This is a genomic window from Kitasatospora sp. NPDC097643, from assembly GCF_040302625.1.
Taxonomy (GTDB): Bacteria; Actinomycetota; Actinomycetes; order Streptomycetales; family Streptomycetaceae; genus Kitasatospora.
This window is the reverse complement of sequence record NZ_JBEOSA010000006.1, coordinates 87,813-105,834: the sequence shown is the minus strand read 5'-3', so window position 1 is coordinate 105,834 and position 18,022 is coordinate 87,813. Positions and strand designations below refer to the sequence as shown.

Below are 18,022 nucleotides of genomic sequence, written 5' to 3'. Positions count from 1 at the left end.
GCTCGGACGAGGGGCGCCACCAGTGTTCCCGTCACCCGAATGGACGCCGGGAACACCGGTGGCAGGGAGGGACTCGTCCCTCGTCAGCCCTCGTCGCCCTCCAGGTCCCCCTCGGTCTCCAGGAACGCCGCCTGCAACTGCTCGATCAGCGCCGGGTCCGGCTTCTCCCACAGCCCGCGGCTGGCCGCCTCCAGCAGCCGCTCGCTGATCCCGTGCAGCGCCCACGGGTTGGCGCCGGCCAGGAACTCCCGGTTGACCGGGTCCAGCACGTACTCCTGGGTCAGCTTCTCGTACATCCAGTCGGCGACCACGCCCGTCGTGGCGTCGTAGCCGAACAGGTAGTCGACCGTCGCGGCCATCTCGAAGGCGCCCTTGTAGCCGTGCCGGCGCATCGCCTCGATCCAGCGCGGGTTGACCACGCGGGCCCGGAAGACGCGGGCGGCCTCCTCGGTGAGCGTGCGGGTGCGGACGGTCTCCGGGCGGGTCGAGTCGCCGATGTAGGCGGTCGGGGCCTTGCCGGTGAGCGCCCGGACGGTGGCGACCATGCCGCCGTGGTACTGGAAGTAGTCGTCCGAGTCGGCGATGTCGTGCTCGCGAGTGTCGGTGTTCTTCGCGGCGACGGTGATCCGCTTGTACGCGGTCTCCATCTCCTCGCGGGCCGGCCGCCCGTCCAGCCCGCGGCCGTAGGCGTAGCCGCCCCAGACCGTGTACACCTCGGCCAGGTCGGCGTCGGTGCGCCAGTCCCGGCTGTCGATCAGCTGGAGCAGGCCCGCCCCGTACGTGCCCGGGCGGGAGCCGAAGACGCGGACGGTGGCCTTGCGCTCGTCGCCGTGCACTGCGAGGTCGGCCTGCACGTGGGCCCGGACGTAGTTCTGCTCGTCGGTCTCCTCCTGGGCGGCGGCCAGGCGCACCGCGTCGTCCAGCAGGGCGACCACGTGCGGGAAGGCGTCCCGGAAGAAGCCGGAGATGCGCAGCGTGACGTCGATGCGCGGGCGGCCCAGCTCCTCCAGCGGGATCGGCTCCAGGCCGGTGACCCGGCGCGAGGCGTCGTCCCAGACCGGGCGCACGCCCAGCAGGGCGAAGGCCTCGGCGATGTCGTCGCCGGCGGTGCGCATCGCGCTGGTGCCCCAGAGCGAGAGCCCGACCGAGGGCGGGTAGGCGCCGTCGTTGTCGGCGGTGTAGCGCTCGATCAGCGAGGTGGCGAGGGCCTGGCCGGTCTCCCAGGCGAGCTTGCTGGGGACGGCCTTCGGGTCGACGGAGTAGAAGTTGCGGCCGGTCGGCAGCACGTTGACCAGGCCGCGCAGCGGCGAGCCGGAGGGCCCGGCCGGGACGAAGCCGCCCTGGAGCGCGTGCAGCACGGCGTCCAGTTCGTCGGTGGTGGCGGCCAGCCGCGGCACCACCTGGGTGGCGGCGAAGGTCAGTACCTCGCGGACGGCCTCCCGGACGGTCTCCGGCAGCTCGGCGGTGACCTTCTCGACCGCCTCCACCGCCCAGTCCTCCGCCTCCATGGCCTCGACCAGGGCGCGGGCCCTGGCCTCGGCCGCGTCGGTGGCGCCGAGGGTCAGCGCCGCCTCGTCGAGGCCGAGCGCCTCGCGCAGGCCGGGCAGCGCGCTGACGCCGCCCCAGATCTGCCGGGCGCGCAGGATGGCGAGCACGATGTTGACCCGGTCGGTGCCGGACGGGGCCTGGCCGAGGACGTGCAGGCCGTCGCGGATCTGGGCGTCCTTGACCTCGCACAGCCAGCCGTCGACGTGCAGCAGGAAGTCGTCGAAGCCGTCGTCCTCGGGGCGCTCGTCGAGGCCGAGGTCGTGGTCGAGCTTGGCGGCCTGGATCAGGGTCCAGATCTGGGCACGGATCGCGGGCAGCTTGGCCGGGTCCATCGCGGCGATGTTGGAGTGCTCGTCGAGCAGCTGCTCCAGGCGCGCGATGTCGCCGTAGGAGTCGGCGCGGGCCATCGGCGGCACGAGGTGGTCGACCAGGGTGGCGTGGGCGCGGCGCTTGGCCTGGGTGCCCTCGCCCGGGTCGTTGACCAGGAAGGGGTAGATCAGCGGGAGGTCGCCGAGGACGGCGTCCGGCCCGCATTCGGCGGACAGCGCGGCGGTCTTGCCGGGCAGCCACTCCAGGTTGCCGTGCTTGCCGAGGTGGATGACGGCGTGGGCGCCGAAGCCGCCGTCCTCCTGCGCGGCCTCGATCCACCGGTAGGCGGCCAGGTAGTGGTGGCTCGGCGGCAGGTCGGGGTCGTGGTAGATGGCGACCGGGTTCTCGCCGAAGCCGCGCGGCGGCTGGATGAGGACGAGCAGGTTCCCCGAGCGGATCGCGGCGAGCACGATGTCGCCGTCCGGGTTCTGCGAGCGGTCGACGTACAGCTCGCCGGGGGCCGGGCCCCAGTGCTCCTCGACCTGCTCGCGCAGCCCCTCGGGGAGGGTGGCGTACCAGCGGCGGTAGTCGGCGGCGGGGATGCGCACCGGGTTGCGGGCCAGCTGGTCCTCGGTGAGCCAGTCCTGGTCGTAGCCGCCGGCGGCGATCAGGGCGTGGATGAGGGCGTCGCCCTCGTGGCCGTCCTCGTCGGTGGTCGCGTCGAGGCCGGGCAGGTCGTCGCCGAGGTCCATGCCCTCCGCGCGCAGCCGGTGCAGCAGGCGCACGGCGCTGGCCGGGGTGTCCAGGCCGACGGCGTTGCCGACCCGGGCGTGCTTGGTCGGGTAGGCGGACAGCACCAGGGCGAGGCGGCGCTCGGCGGCCGGGACGTGCCGCAGCCGGGCGTGCCGGACGGCGGTGCCGGCGACCCGGGCGGCGCGCTCCGGGTCGGCGGCGTAGACGGTGAGGCCGTCCTCGTCCAGCTCCTTGAAGGAGAACGGGACGCTGATCAGCCGGCCGTCGAACTCCGGCACGGCGATCTGGGTGGCGGTGTCCAGCGGGGAGAGGCCGTCGTCGCTGGCCTCCCACTGGGCGCGCGACCAGGTGAGGCAGAGCGCCTGGAGGATCGGCCGGTCGAGCGCGGCGAGCGCGCCCGCGTCCCAGGCCTCCTCGTCGCCGCCGGCCTGGGCGTCGGCCGGTCGGGTGCCGCCGGCGGCTAGCACGGTGGTGACGATCGCGTCGGCCTCGCCGAGCGCGGCCAGCAGCTCGGGCTCGGCGCCGCGCAGCGAGGCGCAGTAGTACGCCCTGGCCTGCGCGCCCTGGTCCTCGATCGCCCGGCAGAGCGTCTCGACGAAGGCGGTGTTGCCGCTCATGTGATGGGCGCGGTAGTAGAGCACGGCGACGGTGGGGCCGTCGGTCGTCCGCGCGGTGCGCTCCAGCGGGCCCCAGGCCGGGGCGGAGGCGGGCGGCGCGAAGCCGTGGCCGGTCAGCAGCACGGTGTCGGAGAGGAAGGCGCCGAGCTCGGCCAGGTTGGCGGCCCCGCCGTGGGCGAGGTAGGCGTGCGCCTCGGCGGCGATGCCGGCCGGGACGGTGGACAGCTCCATCAGCTGGGCGTCGGGGGCCTGCTCACCGGTCAGCACGACGACCGGGCGGGGGCCGGCCAGCAGGGCGTCCAGGCCCTCCTGCCAGGCGCGGCGGCCGCCGAGCAGGCGGACCACGACGAGGTCGGTGCCCTCGACGAGTGCGGGCAGGTCCTCGGCGGTGAGCCGGGCCGGGTTGCCGAGCCGGTAGCGGACCGGGCCCTCGGCGGCACGGGCGCTGAGCAGGTCGGTGTCGGACGTCGACAGCAGCAGGATCATGCGAAGGCCCTCCCGGCCTTGTCGGTGGACAGGACCGCGAGTGCGGGCATGCGGCGGCGCATGGCTTCAAGCCTTCCTCGGGGTCCGCGCCCCGGGCCGGTGGAGGACGGCAGGAGTTCCTGGCTCCCGCGACTCCCCGGTGGGCCGATGAACGGACACCCGGTGAACCGCGGTCACAGTGGCGGGACCGCACCGGGCTTGCACCGGTTTCCTCCCCTGCGCCGTCGCTGGCGTGTGGACGGTCCGCGGGGACCGTCCGCGAGCATCGTACGGGGTGTGGCTGACCTGGGGGAGAGCGGTCCCACGGCGGCCGGGGGTGCACTGGAGCTCCGTCGGGGTGCGCGACGGACGGCGTGCCCCAGCTGCGGTGAGGGTGTGATGCAACGGACGGAGGCAACAGATCGGATCATCTGTATGCTCGCCGCCATGCCACCGACACCCGACGCCACCGCGCCGGGCGCCGCGCCGTCCGACCGGGAGCGCGCGGACGCCTGTCCAGGGGCGCTTCGTCTGCACACCGCCGACGACGGCGCCCTGGCCCGGGTCCGGCTGCCCGGCGGTCTGCTGACGGATCGTCAGGCGCTGGCCCTGGCGGAGGCCGCCGAGGCGCTCGGTGACGGCGAGTTGGAGACCACCTCGCGCGGCAACGTTCAACTCCGGGGCCTGGCTTCGCACTGCGGCGCGGAACTCGCCGACCGGCTGCGCGCGGTGGGCCTGCTGCCCTCGGACACCCACGAGCGGGTGCGCAACATCGTCGCCTCCCCGCTCGCGGGTCTCGACGACTCCGGCCGGGCCGAGGTGCACGCCTGGGTGCGGGAGCTGGACGAGCGGCTGTGCGCGAGCGACTGGGCGGCCGGGCTCTCCGGCAAGTTCCTGTTCGCGCTGGACGACGGACGGGGCGACGTCGCCGCGCTGGACGCCGATGTGACATTGATCGCAGGCTCGACGACCGGGCCGGACGCAGCTTCGGACTCGGGTTCGGGCGCCGTTTCGACGACCGGGCCGGGCGGCACGCACTTGCTGCGCCTCGGGCGGTCCCCGTACGCGCACCCGGTGCCCGCCGGGCAGGAGGTGACCGCCGTGCTGGACGCGGCCCGGTCCTTCCTGGCGGCACTGCGGGCGAGCGGGCGCCGGGCCTGGCACCTGCGGGAGGTCCCGGACCTCCTGCCCGCCGGTTCGGTGCCGCTGCCCGGCTTCGCGGGGAGCGCGCCCGCCGTGGGCGTGCTGCCCGGCGGGCTCTCGGTCGGCATGCGCTTCGGGCGGGCGAGCGCCGCGCAGTGGCGGGCCCTGGTGGCCGCCTCGGCCGGCGAACTGCGCCTGACGCCCTGGCGCGGCGCCGTCCTGCCGGGCGCGCCCGCCGACCGGCTGGCGGCGCTGGCCGGGGCCGGGTTCCGTACCGAGCCCGGTTCGGCCTGGGAGCGGGCCAGCGCCTGCACCGGACTGCCCGGGTGCGCCAGGTCGCTGGCGGACGTCCGGGCCGACGCGGCGCGGGCGTTGGACGCGGCCGCCGTCGGCGGACTGCCCGTGCACTGGTCGGGCTGTGCCCGGCGCTGCGGCCACCCGGCCGGGCCGTGGGTGGACGTGCTCGCCACCGGGCAGGGTTACCGGGTGACGAGGAACGCTCCGGCGACCGCCGGTGGGCCGGGGAACGTGCCGCCGGTGTCCGGTGGGCCGGGGAACCTGCCGCCGGTGTCCGGTGAGCCGGTGGATGTGACGAACGAGGAGATGGCCGAGGCGGTCGCCGAGGCCAGGAGGACCACGAAGTGATCGAGTACGAGAAGGACGGCGCGTCCATCTACCGCCAGTCCTTTGCCACCATCCGCGCGGAGGCCGACCTGGCCGCCCTTCCGGCGGACGTCTCCCAGGTCGCGGTGCGGATGATCCACGCCTGCGGCATGGTCGACCTGGTCGAGGACCTGGTGTACTCGCCCGGCGTGGTGGCCTCCGCGCGCGCGGCGCTGCACGCCGGGGCGCCGATCCTCTGCGACGTCAACATGGTCGCGAGCGGGGTGACCCGCAAGCGGCTGCCCGCCGACAACGAGGTGATCTGCACCCTCACCGACCCGGCGGTGCCGGAGCTCGCCCGGAAGATGGGCAACACCCGCAGCGCCGCGGCCATGGAGCTGTGGCTGCCCCGGCTGGAGGGTGCGGTGGTCGCCGTCGGCAACGCGCCGACCTCGCTGTTCCGGCTGCTGGAGATGATCGAGGCGGGCGCGCCGCGTCCGGCCGCGGTGATCGGCGTCCCGGTCGGCTTCATCGGCGCCGCCGAGTCCAAGCAGGCGCTGGCCGAGCACCCGTCCGGCCTGGAGCACCTGGTGGTCCGCGGCCGACGCGGCGGCAGTGCGATCGCCGCCGCCGCCGTCAACGCGATTGCGAGCGAGGAAGAGTGACGGACACTCAGACTTCCGGCACCTCGGGTACGGGGCGGCTCTACGGAGTCGGGCTCGGCCCTGGTGACCCCTCCCTGGTGACCGTCCGGGCGGCCGAACTCATCGGCAAGGCCGACGTGGTGGCCTACCACAGCGCCCGCCACGGCCGGTCCATCGCCCGCTCCATCGCCGAGCGGTATCTGACGGGTGGTCAGATCGAGGAGAAGCTGGTCTACCCGATCACGGTCGAGACCACCGACCACCCGGGCGGCTACCGGGGCGCGCTGGACGACTTCTACGAGGAGGCCGCCGCCCGGCTGGCCGCCCACCTGGACGCCGGGCGCGACGTCGTCGTCCTCGCCGAGGGGGACCCGCTCTTCTACGGCTCCTACCAGCACATGCACAAGCGGCTCGCGCACCGCTACCCGACCGAGGTGGTGCCGGGCGTGACCTCGGTCAGCGCCGCGGCGGCCCGGCTCGGGCAGCCGCTGACCGAGGCCGAGGAGACGCTCACCGTCATCCCGGGCACGCTGCCCGAGGAGGAGCTGACGGCGCGGATCGCCTCCGCCGACTCCGCGGTGATCATGAAGCTGGGGCGCACCTTCCCGACCGTCCGGCGGGCCTTGGAGCGGGCCGGACGGCTGGCGGACGCCCAGTACGTCGAGCGCGCGTTCATGGACGGGGAGCGGATCGCGCCGCTCGCCGAGGTCGAGGGCGAGACCGTCCCGTACTTCTCGGTCGCGGTGCTGCCGAGCAAGGTCGCGCCGCTGGAGCCGGTGGTCCGGCCCGCGGACGGCCCGGGCAGCGTGACCGTCGTCGGCACCGGGCCGGCCGGGCCGCTCTGGCTCACCCCCGAGGCGCGCGGCGCGCTGGCCGAGGCCACCGACCTGGTCGGCTACACCACCTACCTGGACCGGGTGCCGGAGCGGCCCGGGCAGCGGCGGCACGGCTCGGACAACAAGGTGGAGTCGGAGCGCGCCGAGTACGCCCTCGACCTGGCCCGGCGCGGGCACCGGGTCGTGGTGGTGTCCTCCGGTGACCCGGGCGTCTTCGCGATGGCCACCGCCGTCCTGGAGGTTGCCTGCGAAGAGGCCTACCGGGACGTCCCGGTGCGGATCGTCCCGGGCATGACCGCCGCCCACGCGGCCGCGTCCCGGGCCGGCGCCCCGCTCGGACACGACTACGCGGTGGTGTCGCTGTCGGACCGGCTCAAGCCGTGGGACGTGGTGGCGAAGCGGCTGCGGGCCGCCGCCGAGGCGGACCTGGTGCTGGCGCTCTACAACCCGGGCTCGAAGTCGCGCACCACGCAGGTCGGCCTCGCCCGGGACCTGCTGCTGGAGTACCGGGCGCCCGGGACGCCGGTGGTGATGGCCCGCGACGTCGGCGGGCCGACCGAGCGCGTGCGCATCGTCCGGCTGGGCGAGCTCGACCCGGCGCTGGTCGACATGCGGACGATCCTGCTGATCGGATCCTCGCAGACCGAGGCGGTCGAGCGGGGCGGCGGCGTGGAGGTCGTCTGGACCCCGCGGCGCTACCCGGAGGCGTGAGGGCCGGCGGGGGAGCGGTGAACAGGTAACAGATGACAGCTGACAGATTTCATCATCTGTCAGCTGTCATCTGTTTTCCGTTACCTGTCAGCCGTCAGCCGTCGGCCGTCAGCTGTCGGCGGTCAGCTGTCCGGCCGTCACTTCGTCGGCTTGGCGATCAGCAGCTCGGTGTTGTGGTCCTCGCCCGTGCCCAGTAGTGCCGTGACCCGCCCGTGCGGGTCGTTGTACGACAGCTCGCGGTAGAGCGCGGCGAGGTTGGCGTCCGTCGTGCTGCCGAAGTCCGTGTCGTACGGGGCGCCGGACTCGATCAGCGTGGTGAACAGGGAGAGCGTGCCGTCCCCGTTGTCCGCGATCTCGATGATGCGGCCGTGCTGCGGGTAGTCGATGTGCGAGGCGGTGTTGATCTCCCAGAACGCCCGCTCCGGCACCGTGTGGCCGTGCGGCGTGATCTTGTTCATGTGGGTGTGGCCGTTCACCCAGGCGACCACGTTCGGGTAGCGCTGGAGCAGCGCCACCAGCTCGTTGCCGTCGTGCCGCCGCTCGAAGATGTTGCGCGGGTCGGGCAGCAGGTTGCCCATGCTGGTGCTGGTGTGGTGGCTGAAGACCATGATCAGGTCGTCGCTGCCGCCGCCCGTCACCCGGCGCCCGTCGGTGTCGTACCAGTGCCCGCTGTGCGCCTTCAACTGCTGCTCCAGCCAGCGCAGTTGCGCGGTGCCCAGCGAACCGTCGGCGAACCCGGCCTGGTTGGTGGTGTCCAGGCTGATGCCGACCACCTTCTCCGAGATGCGGAAGGTGTAGTAGAGCTTGCCGCTGCTCACCATGTCCGAGGTGAAGCCGTGCCCGTACGGGCCGGCGCCGGTGTGCGCCGGGTTGAGGTGGGCCTGCGCGAACTCCTTGAGCGTGAACGGCTGTCGGCGCTCGTCCGGGGTGATCCGGCGCACCGCCTCGCCGTCCACGAGCAGCTTGCCGAGCAGCAGGACGGCGCCCGCCGGGTCGCGGCGCAGCGAGTCCATCAGCTGGGCCGCGGTGGCGTCGTCGCAGCCCTCCAGCTTGTACTCGCCGGTGTAGAGGTCGTTCAGCAGCCCGAAGTCCGGCAGCGTGCCCTCGATGCTGTCGTCGTGGTTGCCGACCGTCGTGTACCAGGGCGTGCGCAGGCCCGGCGCGTCGAACGGCCGGCCGGCGGCGGAGAGGAAGCCGGGGACCTGCGGGAAGCCCTGCTCCTTGTAGCCGTCGACGAACGACAGTTCGGGGTTCCAGAACGCCGAGTTGCCGGAGTTCTGCACGCCCTCGTAGCGGTTCGGGTCGCCGGTGTTCTGGGCCATCCGCCCACCGCCCATGACGGTGAGGTACCAGTCGAGTTCGGCGTGCTCGTGGTTGTCGGTGTTGTCGCCGGTGGCCATCACCATGCTGAACGGCAGTCCGGTGTACGGGCCGCCGTTGAGCGAGTTGACCCGCTCGACGAGGGAAGAGACGCCGCGCGCGTTCAGCGCCTCCTGCGGCCGGTAGGCGCTGCCGTTCCACTTGGCCAGGTACTCGAACCGCACCGGGGACTCGGTGTCCACCAGGTGCAGGTCGCTGAACTGGACGAAGCTGGCCAGCCCGGTACGGCGGTCGTCCCGCCCGGTGCCCGCCGCCGCCAGGTCGCCGCGGACCACCAGCGGCCAGCCCGGTCCGGCCGTCAGCCGCTTGTACGTGCCGGTGCCGACCGGCGTGGCGACCTGGTCCAGCGTGGTGCCGGTGACGCTGACGGCCCGCGCGGCGGTCGCGGCCAGCGCGCGCTCCCGCGTCGCCGCCGAGGCGTACTGCGCGCCGCCCAGCGACAAGGCCGCCCAGGCGGCGGCCACCGACGTGCCGGTCACGAACGTACGCCGACTTATCCCTGCCACAAATACCCCCACATTTCAGATGGCCCGGCCGGGCGAACCAGCCATCGGACCCCGTGTCATGAACCCGCTCCTGGCGGACCGCCAGATTACTCACTGGTAGGCGCGTGGTGCGAGGCCCGTGCGGCGAACACTTCGGGAACGCGGTGCGATGACCCTCGGGCCCCCGTGCGGGTCCCCGGGAGGGTGCCCGGCTGCCCCCGTCGCGCGGTCCGCCGGGCACCCCCGGTCGGGCACGGTCCGGCGAATGGGGGAAAATCGGCACCGGCGGCCGGTCCGGCCGCGCGGAGCACGGGATCGAAACGGAAGCGGAAGCGGAGGCGAGGAGCACGTGGCCGAAGCGGGAGGCCGTGCCGGCCAGCTGAAGAGCAGCGGACTGCGGCACGGTTGGACGACGGGCGCCTGCGCCACCGCCGCCACCAAGGCCGCGTACACGGCGCTGCTCACCGGCGAGTTCCCGGACCCGGTGACCATCACCCTCCCCAAGGGCCAGCGGCCCGCCTTCGCCCTGGCCGCGGAGGAGCTGGTCGCGACGGAACCGGCCCCGGAGAAGTCGGGCGCGGACGAGCCCGCCGCAGTCGCCGTCCGGAGCGCCATGGCCGGTGTGGTCAAGGACGCCGGCGACGACCCCGACGTCACCCACGGCGCGCTGATCCGCTCCACCGTCCGGGCCGGTGTGCCCGGTGCCGGGGTGGTCTTCCGGGCCGGTCCCGGGGTGGGGACGGTCACCAAGGCGGGCCTGCCGCTGCCCGTCGGCGAGCCCGCGATCAACCCGGTGCCCCGGCAGATGATCCGCGACGCCGTCGCCGAGGTGGCGGCCGAGCACGGGGGCACCGGGGACGTGGTCGTGGAGATCTCCGTCGACCACGGGGCGGAGATCGCCCGCTCCACCTGGAACCCGAGGCTGGGCATCCTCGGCGGGCTGTCCATCCTCGGCACGACCGGCATCGTCGTCCCCTACTCCTGCTCGGCCTGGATCGACTCGATCCGCCGGGGTGTGGACGTGGCCCGCGCCGCCGGGCGGACCCATGTGGCCGGCTGCACCGGCTCGACCTCGGAGAAGGTCGCCGTCGCCGTGCACGGGCTGCCGGAGGACGCGCTGCTGGACATGGGCGACTTCGCCGGGGCCGTCCTGAAGTACCTCAAGCGCCACCCGGTGCCCCGGCTGACCATCGCAGGCGGCTTCGCCAAGCTGTCCAAGCTGGCCGCCGGCCACCTCGACCTGCACTCGGCGCGTTCCCAGGTGGACAAGGGGTACCTCGCCGAGCTGGCCCGGCGCGGCGGGGCGGACGAGGCGCTGGTGGCGGCGGTCGCGGCGGCCAACACCGGCCTGGAAGCGGTGCAGTTGTGCCGGGCGGCGGGGGTGCCGCTCGGTGACCTGGTCGCGGAGGCGGCCCGGGCGACGGCGCTCGGTGTGCTGGTGGGCTCGCCGGTGGCGGTGGACGTCATCTGCATCGACCGCGCGGGCACCATCGTCGGCCGGGCGGAGCCGCTCGGGCCGTGACGTTTGCACTGCGAGCTCCGGACCCCGGACCCCGAACCCCAAGCTCGGGGCTGTGCGCTATCGCGTGGTGATGTGAAGATCTGACGTCCATACGGGTCGAGAAACGGACAAAAGGAGCAACTCGGCAGACCTTGATTCTGTTGCCATCTCAACCGTGAGATATGGTCTGGCGGGTGACAGGCGACTACCTCACCCGTATCGGCACCCTCATCCGTACCGCGCGCCAGCACCGCGGCTGGTCCCAGGCGCAGCTCGGCGAGGCCCTCGGCACCAGCCAGAGCGCGGTCAACCGCATCGAACAGGGCAAGCAGAACGTCAGCCTTGAGATGATCGCCCGCATCGGCGAGGCCCTCGACAGCGAGATCGTCTCCCTCGGCTACTCCGGCCCGATGCACCTGCGGGTCGCCGGCGGCACCCGCCTCTCCGGCGCCATCGACGTGCGCAGCAGCAAGAACGCCTGCGTCGCGATCCTCTGCGCCTCGCTGCTGACCACCGGCCGCACCACGATCCGCAGCGTCGCCCGGATCGAGGAGGTCTACCGCATCCTCGAGGTGCTCACCAGCATCGGCGTCAAGAGCCGCTGGATCAACGAGGGCCGCGACCTCGAACTCACCCCGCCCGCCGAGCTCGACCTCGCGGCGATGGACGTCGAGGCCGCCCGCCGCACCCGCAGCGTGCTGATGTTCCTCGGCCCGCTGATGCACCGCGCCGACCGCTTCGCCATCCCGTACGCGGGCGGCTGCGACCTCGGCACCCGCACCGTCCAGCCGCACCTGACCGCGCTGCGCCGCTTCGGCCTGGAGGTCGCCACCACCGGCGGCGCCTACCACGCCTCGGTCGAGCCGGGCGTCCCGCTGGACCGCCCGATCGTGCTGACCGAGCGCGGGGACACCGTCACCGAGAACGCTCTGCTCGCCGCCGCCCGGCACGACGGCGTCAGCGTCATCCGCAACGCCTCGCCCAACTACATGGTCCAGGACCTCTGCTTCTTCCTGGAGAAGCTGGGCGTGCGGATCGAGGGCATCGGGACCACCACCCTCACCGTGCACGGCGTCCCCGAGATCACCTGCGACGTCGACTACACCCCGGCCGAGGACCCGGTCGAGGCGATGAGCCTGCTCGCCGCCGCCGTCGTCACCTCCTCCGAGCTGACGATCCGCCGGGTGCCGATCGAGTTCCTGGAGATCGAACTCGCGGTGCTGGAGGGCATGGGCCTCGACTACGACCGCACCCCCGAGTACCGGGCCCACAACGGCCACACCCGCCTGGTCGATCTCACCGTGCGCCCGTCCAAGCTGACCGCGCCGATCGACACCATCCACCCGATGCCGTTCCCCGGCATCAACATCGACAACGTGCCGTTCTTCGCCGCCATCGCCGCGGCCGCCCACGGCACCACGATGATCCACGACTGGGTCTACGACAACCGCGCGATCTACCTCACCGAGCTGACCCGGCTCGGCGCGGACGTCAAGCTCCTCGACCCGCACCGGGTCCTGGTCCAGGGCCCCACCCGCTGGCGTGCCGCCGAGATGATGTGCCCGCCGGCCCTGCGCCCGGCCGTGGTCATCCTCCTCGCCATGCTCGCCGCCCAGGGCACCTCCGTCCTGCGCAACGTCTACGTGATCAACCGCGGTTACGAGGACCTCGCCGAGCGCCTGAACTCCATCGGCGCCCAGATCGAGACCTTCCGCGACATCTGACGGATCGTCAATTCTCCGCTCGCCGGCCCCGACCTCATCCGTCGGGGCCGGTCGGCGTCCTACGGCAGTTGCTCCGGCTCTTCCGGCTCTTCCAGCTGTTCCACCTGCTCCAGCCACCGCAGCGCGCCCGGCACGTCCGGGGCGACCGGGGCGCCCTCCGGCACCGGCGGGCGCTCCACGATGACCACCGGCAGCCCGAGTTCGCGGGCGGCGGTGAGCTTGGGCGCGGTCGCGGCGCCACCGCTGTCCTTGGTGACCAGGACGTCGATCCGGTGCTCGCGCAGCAGGGCCCGTTCGCCGTCGAGTGTGAACGGGCCGCGGTCCAGCAGGACTTCGAACCGGGGCGGCACCGGCGGTTCGGGCGGATCCACCGAGCGGGCGAGGAAGTGGGGCCCGTCGAGGTGGGCGAAGGCGGCGATGCCCTGCCGTCCGATGCTGAGGAAGACCCGCTCCCCGAGCCGCGGCAGCAGTTCGGCCGCCGCGGCGAGCGAGGGGACGGGGTGCCAGCGGTCCCCGGGGGCCGGCGTGAATCCCGGGCGGCGCAGCACCAGCAGCGGCACGCCGGTGGCGGCGGCCGCGAGGGCGGCGTTCTGCGAGATGCCGGCCGCGAACGGGTGGGTGGCGTCCACGACGGCGTCCACCCGTTCGGTGCGCAGCCAGGCGGCGAGACCCTCCGGTCCGCCGAAGCCGCCGATCCTCACCTCCCCGGCGGGCAGCCGGGGTTGGGCGACCCGCCCGGCCAGCGAGCTGGTGACGCGCAGGGACGGACGGCCGTCCAGCGCGGCGGCCAGCGTGCGGCCCTCCGTCGTCCCGCCGAGGATGAGCAGGTGGCGCATCACGCCCCGCAGGGCTCGTGCGGGCGCTCGCGGTCCGCCGAGTAGAGGTGGCTGTCGCGGAACTGCTCGGCGGCCAGCGTCCGTCCGACGATGATCACCGCGGTGCGGACCACCCCGGCCTCCTTGACCTGCCCGGCGATGTCCGCGAGCGTGCCGCGGAGCACCAGCTCGTCGGGGCGGCTGGCCATCGCGACGACGGCGGCCGGGCAGTCGGCGCCGTAGTGCGGGAGCAGCTGCTCGACGACGTCGTCCACGTACCCGGCGGCCAGGTGCAGCACCAGCAGGGCGCCGCTGCGGCCCAGGGTGGCCAGGTCCTCGCCCTCGGGCATCGGGGTGGCGCGCTTGGCGATCCGGGTGAGGATGACGGTCTGGCCGACGGTCGGCACGGTCAGTTCCCGCTTCAGGGCGGCCGCGGCGGCGGCGAAGGCGGGGACGCCGGGCACGACCTCGTAGGGCACGCCGGCCGCGTCCAGGCGGCGCATCTGCTCGGCGACGGCGGAGAACACCGACGGGTCGCCGGAGTGCAGGCGGGCGACGTCCTGGCCCGCCTCGTGGGCGCGGACCAGCTCGGCGGTGATCTGGTCCAGGTTGAGCTGCGCGGTGTCGATCAGGCGGGCGTCGGCCGGGCACTCGTCGAGCAGTTCGCGCGGGACCAGGCTGCCGGCGTAGAGGCAGACCTCGGCGCGGGCCAGGATGCGCTGTCCGCGCAGGGTGATCAGGTCGGCGGCGCCCGGGCCGGCTCCGATGAAGTAGACGGTCACGAGGCGTCCTCCTGGGGGGTGTTGGGCTTGACGGCGGACCACTGGGTGACCGGCATGGCCTGGCGCCACCCGGTGAAGCCGCCCACCGGGATGGCGTGGGACACGGCGAGCCGCAGCAACTCGCCGCCGTGGCGCCGGTACCACTCGGTGAGCAGCGCCTCGGATTCCAGGGTCACGGTGTTGGCGACCAGCCGCCCGCCCGGCCGCAGGGCGTCCCAGCAACTGTCCAGCAGGCCGCGGGCGGTGAGGCCGCCGCCGATGAACACCGCGTCGGGGGTGGGGAGTTCGGTGAGCGCCGCCGGGGCCGGGCCGGTCACCACGCGCAGCCGGGGCACGCCGAGCGCGGCCGCGTTGCGGCTGATCCGCTCGGCCCGGACCGGGTCGCGTTCGATGCTGACGGCCTGGCAGTCGCGGTGCGCGCGCAGCCACTCGATGGCGATCGAGCCGGAGCCGCCGCCGACGTCCCAGAGGAGTTCGCCGGGGGAGGGCGCGAGCGTGGCGAGGGTGGCGGCGCGTACGTGCCGCTTGGTGAGCTGGCCGTCGCTCTCGTACGCGGCGTCGGGCAGGCCGGGGACGAGGGAGCTGCGCGGGCCGTCGCCGAGCTCGACCGCGATGACGTTCAGCGGGTCGCCGGGCGGGTGCGGCCAGCCGTCGGCGGGGCCGTCGAGGCGCCGTTCGGCCGGGCCGCCGAGCTGTTCGAGGACCCGCAGGCGGGCGGTGCCGTACCCGCGCTCGGTGAGCAGCGCGGCGACGGCGGTCGGCGTGGCGGCGTCGGCGCTGAGCACCAGCAGGCGGCGGCCGGGGTGCAGGGCGAGGCCCAGGGTGGCCAGCGGACGGCCGACCAGGCTGACCACCTCGGTGGCCTCCAGCGGCCAGCCGAGCCGGGCGCAGGCGTAGGAGACGGAGGACGGGTGCGGCAGGACGCGCAGTCGGTCGGGGCCGAGGGTCTCGGCGAGGGTGCGGCCGATGCCGTAGAACAGGGGGTCGCCGCTGGCCAGGACGGCCACCCGGTGCCCGGCGTGGGCGGCGAACAGGCCGGGCACGGCCGGGCGCAGCGGGGACGGCCACGGGATGCGTTCGGCGGTGACCTCGTCCCGGGGGAGGAGGTCCAGCTGCCGAGGTCCGCCGACGACCACCTCGGCCGTCCGCAGCACGGCCCGGGAGGTGGCGGCGAGGCCGGGCCAGCCGTCGGCCCCGATCCCGACGACGGTGATCGGGGGTGGCAGCTCGGGCACCGGGTGGCTCCTCACAGGTGGACGGCGTGGTGGTGGCCGGGGCAGCCTACCTGGGAGTACGGGGGCGGGCCGGGGACGGGTGACAGGTAACAGATGACAGCGAACAGATAACAGCAGACAGATAACAGATTTCATAGTCTGTCATCTGTTCGCCGTTCCCTGTTCCCCGTTACCTGTTCGGCGTCACCTGTCCGCCCAGTCCCCCGAGGCGATGAGCGCCGGCCGTGCCCGTAGCCGCTCCGCCGCGGCCGGGCCGGCGAGGTACACCCACGCCTCGCGGATCTCACCCTCGTCCGTCCGCACCGCCAGCCGCCGCCGCACGTACTCGCCCGTGCCGTCCGCCCGGCAGCCCTCCAGCCGGTCCAGTGAGACGAGCGCGCCGGCGTACGCTCCGGGGCGTACGGTGATCAGCTCACCCACGATCCGGCGCCCGGGCGTCGCATCGGGCACCGCGTACGGGAATCCGGGGCCGTCGTGCAGCGCGGCGCCCTCCAGGACGGCGGGTTGGATCGCCGCGCAGCGCCCGGTGAGGTGGGAGGCGTGGTTGTGGCCGCCGCTGCGCAGGGTGCCGTAGACGAAGAACGGCAGGGCCTCCTCGGACACGGTTTCGACCTCCTGGCTGGGGAGGGCCCACGGTACGGCCTGCTGCCCGATCCGTGATACCCGGTGGCGCGGTGGGCTGCCGATGCGCTGTCATGTCGGATGTTCGGCCAGTACCGTCCAAGGGGGACACCCATGACAGCGCCCGTCTCGCCCCGGTCCAGCAGACCTGCGACCTCCTCCGCCACCGCGGACACCGCCGTATCCGTCGCATCCGCCGCGGACGCCCGTCCGTCCGCCCGGCTCGGTGGCGGGGTCTGGCTGGCGCTCGGCGTGGTGTACGTCGTGTGGGGCTCGACCTACCTGGCGATCCGGATCGCGGTGGAGACGATGCCCTCCTTCCTCTCCGCCGCCGCGCGCTTCCTCACCGCCGGTCTGCTGCTGGCCGGCTACCTGCTGGTCCGTCAGGGGCCGGCGGGCCTTCGGGTGGGCCTGCGCCCGTTCGGCTCCGCCGCGCTGGTCGGCGTGCTGCTGCTGACCGGCGGCAACGGGCTGGTGGTGCTGGGCGAGACCTCGGTCCCGTCCGGCCTGACGGCGCTGCTGGTGGCCGCGATGCCGCTGTGGATGGTCCTGCTGTCGGCGGCGGTCGGCGAGCGCCCGAAGCGCGGCGAGCTCGCCGGGGTGCTGCTCGGCCTGGCCGGGCTGGCGGTGCTGTCGGCGCCCGCGATCGGCGGGGAGGTCGCCCCGGTCGGCGTGATCCTGCTGATCTGCGCGACGGTGACCTGGGCGGTCGGTTCGTTCACGAGCAAGCGGCTGCCGATGCCGGGCAACGTGCTCGCCGCGAGCGCGTACCAGATGCTCGTGGGCGGGTTCTGCGATCTGCTGATCGGACTGGCGCGCGGTGAGCAGCGCGGGCTGGACCTCGGGGACGTCTCGACCCGCTCCTGGCTGGCCCTCGCCTACCTGGTGCTGTTCGGCTCGCTGCTCGCCTTCACCGCGTACGCGTGGCTGCTGCGGTCCGCGCCGCTGCCCCTGGTCGCCACGTACGCGTACGTGAACCCGGTGGTGGCGGTGCTGCTGGGCTGGCTGATCCTCGCCGAACCACTGACCGGTCCGACCCTGGCGGGCGGGGCGATCGTGGTGGCGGGCGTCTGCCTGGTGGTGAGCGCCAGTCGGAAGCCCGCGAAGCCCGAAGCGCCCACGGCACCCACCGCCCCCGCCACCAGCACTACGACGTAGCCTGCGGGGTCGCTGGCGGCGTCGGCGAGGTCCGCGCGTATGTGAGGACGACGTTGCCGCGCTCGAAGATCCGGCTGTCGGTGAGCGTGAAGGCGCGCGGCTGGAAGTCCGCGCGGAACAGCGGAATGCCCGAGCCGGCCACCACGGGGTACTGCTTGATGATCAACTCGTCGATCTCGGGCAGCAGTTGACCGGCCAGGTCGGCGCCGCCGCAGAGCCAGATGCCGAGGCCGTCCTCCTGCTTGAGCCGGCGCACCAGCGCCAGCGGGTCCTCCGCGGTGACCTCCACGGCCGGGTCGGGGCTGCTTCCGAGCGTGCGGGAGAGCACGATCTGCCGCAGGTGGGCATACGGGCTGGTGAGCCCGATGGCCAGCCCCGGATCGTAGGTGCCGCGGCCCATGAGGACGGTGTCGAAGCGCTTGTTGGGCGCGTCCGCGAGGCCGAACGCCGCGCGGCCGGGGGTGGGGAGGGTCTCCGGGTACTCCGGGAAGAACACCGGCGCGTAGTCCTCGGTGACGAACGGCATGAGGAAGTCGAAGTCGCCGTCCGGGGAGGCGATGAAGCCGTCGATGCTGGTGCCGACGAAGTAGCTGAGCTTGCGCATCCAGGTCCTTGGGGTAGGGGCGGGCGCGGACCGGTCCGGCCCGTCGCGGATCAACCACTCCAGTTATAGTACTCCGGCCGTAGTGGTT

Annotated in this window: 13 protein-coding genes and 1 riboswitch; of the genes, 6 read left to right on the top strand and 7 right to left on the bottom strand. The window is 73.8% G+C overall.

The features are described from left to right. Positions 1-83 precede the first annotated feature (83 nt). Positions 84-3,713 carry a cobaltochelatase subunit CobN gene (cobN, locus tag ABTY15_RS06470; RefSeq protein WP_350576982.1) on the bottom strand — a complete coding sequence of 1,210 codons (3,630 nt, stop codon included), beginning with the start codon at positions 3,711-3,713 and terminating at the stop codon, positions 84-86. Positions 3,714-3,826: 113 nt separating this feature from the next. Next, a riboswitch (cobalamin riboswitch) is annotated at positions 3,827-3,927 on the bottom strand. 212 nt (positions 3,928-4,139) lie between these two features. Between cobN and ABTY15_RS06465 the strand changes: the two genes are divergently transcribed. The 3 genes from ABTY15_RS06465 to ABTY15_RS06455 are packed head-to-tail and all read left to right on the top strand — an operon-like array spanning position 4,140 to position 7,629. Then, positions 4,140-5,480 carry a ferredoxin-like domain-containing protein gene (locus tag ABTY15_RS06465; RefSeq protein WP_350576979.1) on the top strand — a complete coding sequence of 447 codons (1,341 nt, stop codon included), beginning with the start codon at positions 4,140-4,142 and terminating at the stop codon, positions 5,478-5,480. Further along, the gene (locus tag ABTY15_RS06460) at positions 5,477-6,103 is read left to right on the top strand and encodes a precorrin-8X methylmutase (RefSeq protein WP_350576976.1); all 627 of its coding nucleotides are present in this window, start codon (positions 5,477-5,479) and stop codon (positions 6,101-6,103) included. Before ABTY15_RS06465 ends, ABTY15_RS06460 begins: the two co-directional genes overlap by 4 nt. Continuing rightward, positions 6,100-7,629 (top strand): precorrin-2 C(20)-methyltransferase, encoded by a 1,530-nt coding sequence (locus ABTY15_RS06455; protein ID WP_350576973.1) that lies wholly within the window; start codon positions 6,100-6,102, stop codon positions 7,627-7,629. The genes ABTY15_RS06460 and ABTY15_RS06455 overlap by 4 nt, the downstream gene beginning before the upstream one ends. A gap of 137 nt (positions 7,630-7,766) precedes the next feature. Here the strand turns inward: ABTY15_RS06455 and ABTY15_RS06450 are convergent, their stop codons facing one another. After that, positions 7,767-9,515: a TIGR03767 family metallophosphoesterase gene (locus ABTY15_RS06450; protein ID WP_502893432.1), complete on the bottom strand. Its 1,749-nt coding sequence runs from the start codon at positions 9,513-9,515 to the stop codon at positions 7,767-7,769. A 328-nt stretch (positions 9,516-9,843) separates the two neighbouring features. Here ABTY15_RS06450 and ABTY15_RS06445 point away from each other — a divergent pair, with 328 nt between their 5' ends. Both ABTY15_RS06445 and ABTY15_RS06440 read left to right on the top strand, forming a co-directional pair. Then, the gene (locus ABTY15_RS06445) at positions 9,844-11,016 is read left to right on the top strand and encodes a cobalt-precorrin-5B (C(1))-methyltransferase (RefSeq protein WP_350576961.1); all 1,173 of its coding nucleotides are present in this window, start codon (positions 9,844-9,846) and stop codon (positions 11,014-11,016) included. A 173-nt stretch (positions 11,017-11,189) separates the two neighbouring features. Then, positions 11,190-12,719, top strand: a complete 1,530-nt coding sequence (locus ABTY15_RS06440; protein WP_350576959.1) for a UDP-N-acetylglucosamine 1-carboxyvinyltransferase — start codon at positions 11,190-11,192, stop codon at positions 12,717-12,719. Between the two features lie 59 nt (positions 12,720-12,778). Here the strand turns inward: ABTY15_RS06440 and ABTY15_RS06435 are convergent, their stop codons facing one another. From ABTY15_RS06435 to ABTY15_RS06420, 4 genes are all read right to left on the bottom strand, one after another. Beyond that, on the bottom strand, positions 12,779-13,555 hold the full coding sequence (locus ABTY15_RS06435) for a cobalt-precorrin-6A reductase (protein WP_350576956.1): 777 nt from the start codon (positions 13,553-13,555) through the stop codon (positions 12,779-12,781). Next, positions 13,555-14,316, bottom strand: a complete 762-nt coding sequence (cobM, locus tag ABTY15_RS06430; RefSeq protein WP_350576954.1) for a precorrin-4 C(11)-methyltransferase — start codon at positions 14,314-14,316, stop codon at positions 13,555-13,557. The genes ABTY15_RS06435 and cobM overlap by 1 nt, the downstream gene beginning before the upstream one ends. Beyond that, positions 14,313-15,566 carry a precorrin-6y C5,15-methyltransferase (decarboxylating) subunit CbiE gene (gene cbiE, locus ABTY15_RS06425; protein WP_502893431.1) on the bottom strand — a complete coding sequence of 418 codons (1,254 nt, stop codon included), beginning with the start codon at positions 15,564-15,566 and terminating at the stop codon, positions 14,313-14,315. The genes cobM and cbiE overlap by 4 nt, the downstream gene beginning before the upstream one ends. Positions 15,567-15,734: 168 nt before the next feature. Beyond that, entirely contained in the window at positions 15,735-16,154 is a 420-nt protein-coding gene (locus ABTY15_RS06420) for a gamma-glutamylcyclotransferase family protein (protein ID WP_350576950.1), read from the bottom strand. A gap of 132 nt (positions 16,155-16,286) precedes the next feature. Between ABTY15_RS06420 and ABTY15_RS06415 the strand changes: the two genes are divergently transcribed. Next, entirely contained in the window at positions 16,287-17,330 is a 1,044-nt protein-coding gene (locus tag ABTY15_RS06415; protein WP_350576947.1) for an EamA family transporter, read from the top strand. On the opposite strand, the gene ABTY15_RS06410 is transcribed toward ABTY15_RS06415, so the two are convergent. Further along, positions 17,320-17,934: a dihydrofolate reductase family protein gene (locus ABTY15_RS06410; RefSeq protein WP_350576944.1), complete on the bottom strand. Its 615-nt coding sequence runs from the start codon at positions 17,932-17,934 to the stop codon at positions 17,320-17,322. The genes ABTY15_RS06415 and ABTY15_RS06410 overlap by 11 nt on opposite strands. Between the last annotated feature and the right edge of the window lie 88 nt (positions 17,935-18,022).

Bases quoted from the DNA above. Each gene is read 5' to 3' on its own strand.
- cobN (WP_350576982.1), bottom strand. From the start codon at position 3,713: ATGATCCTGCTGCTGTCGACGTCCGACACCGACCTGCTCAGCGCCCGT.
- ABTY15_RS06465 (WP_350576979.1), top strand. From the start codon at position 4,140: ATGCCACCGACACCCGACGCCACCGCGCCGGGCGCCGCGCCGTCCGAC.
- ABTY15_RS06435 (WP_350576956.1), bottom strand. From the start codon at position 13,555: ATGCGCCACCTGCTCATCCTCGGCGGGACGACGGAGGGCCGCACGCTG.
- ABTY15_RS06415 (WP_350576947.1), top strand. From the start codon at position 16,287: ATGACAGCGCCCGTCTCGCCCCGGTCCAGCAGACCTGCGACCTCCTCC.
- ABTY15_RS06410 (WP_350576944.1), bottom strand. From the start codon at position 17,934: ATGCGCAAGCTCAGCTACTTCGTCGGCACCAGCATCGACGGCTTCATC.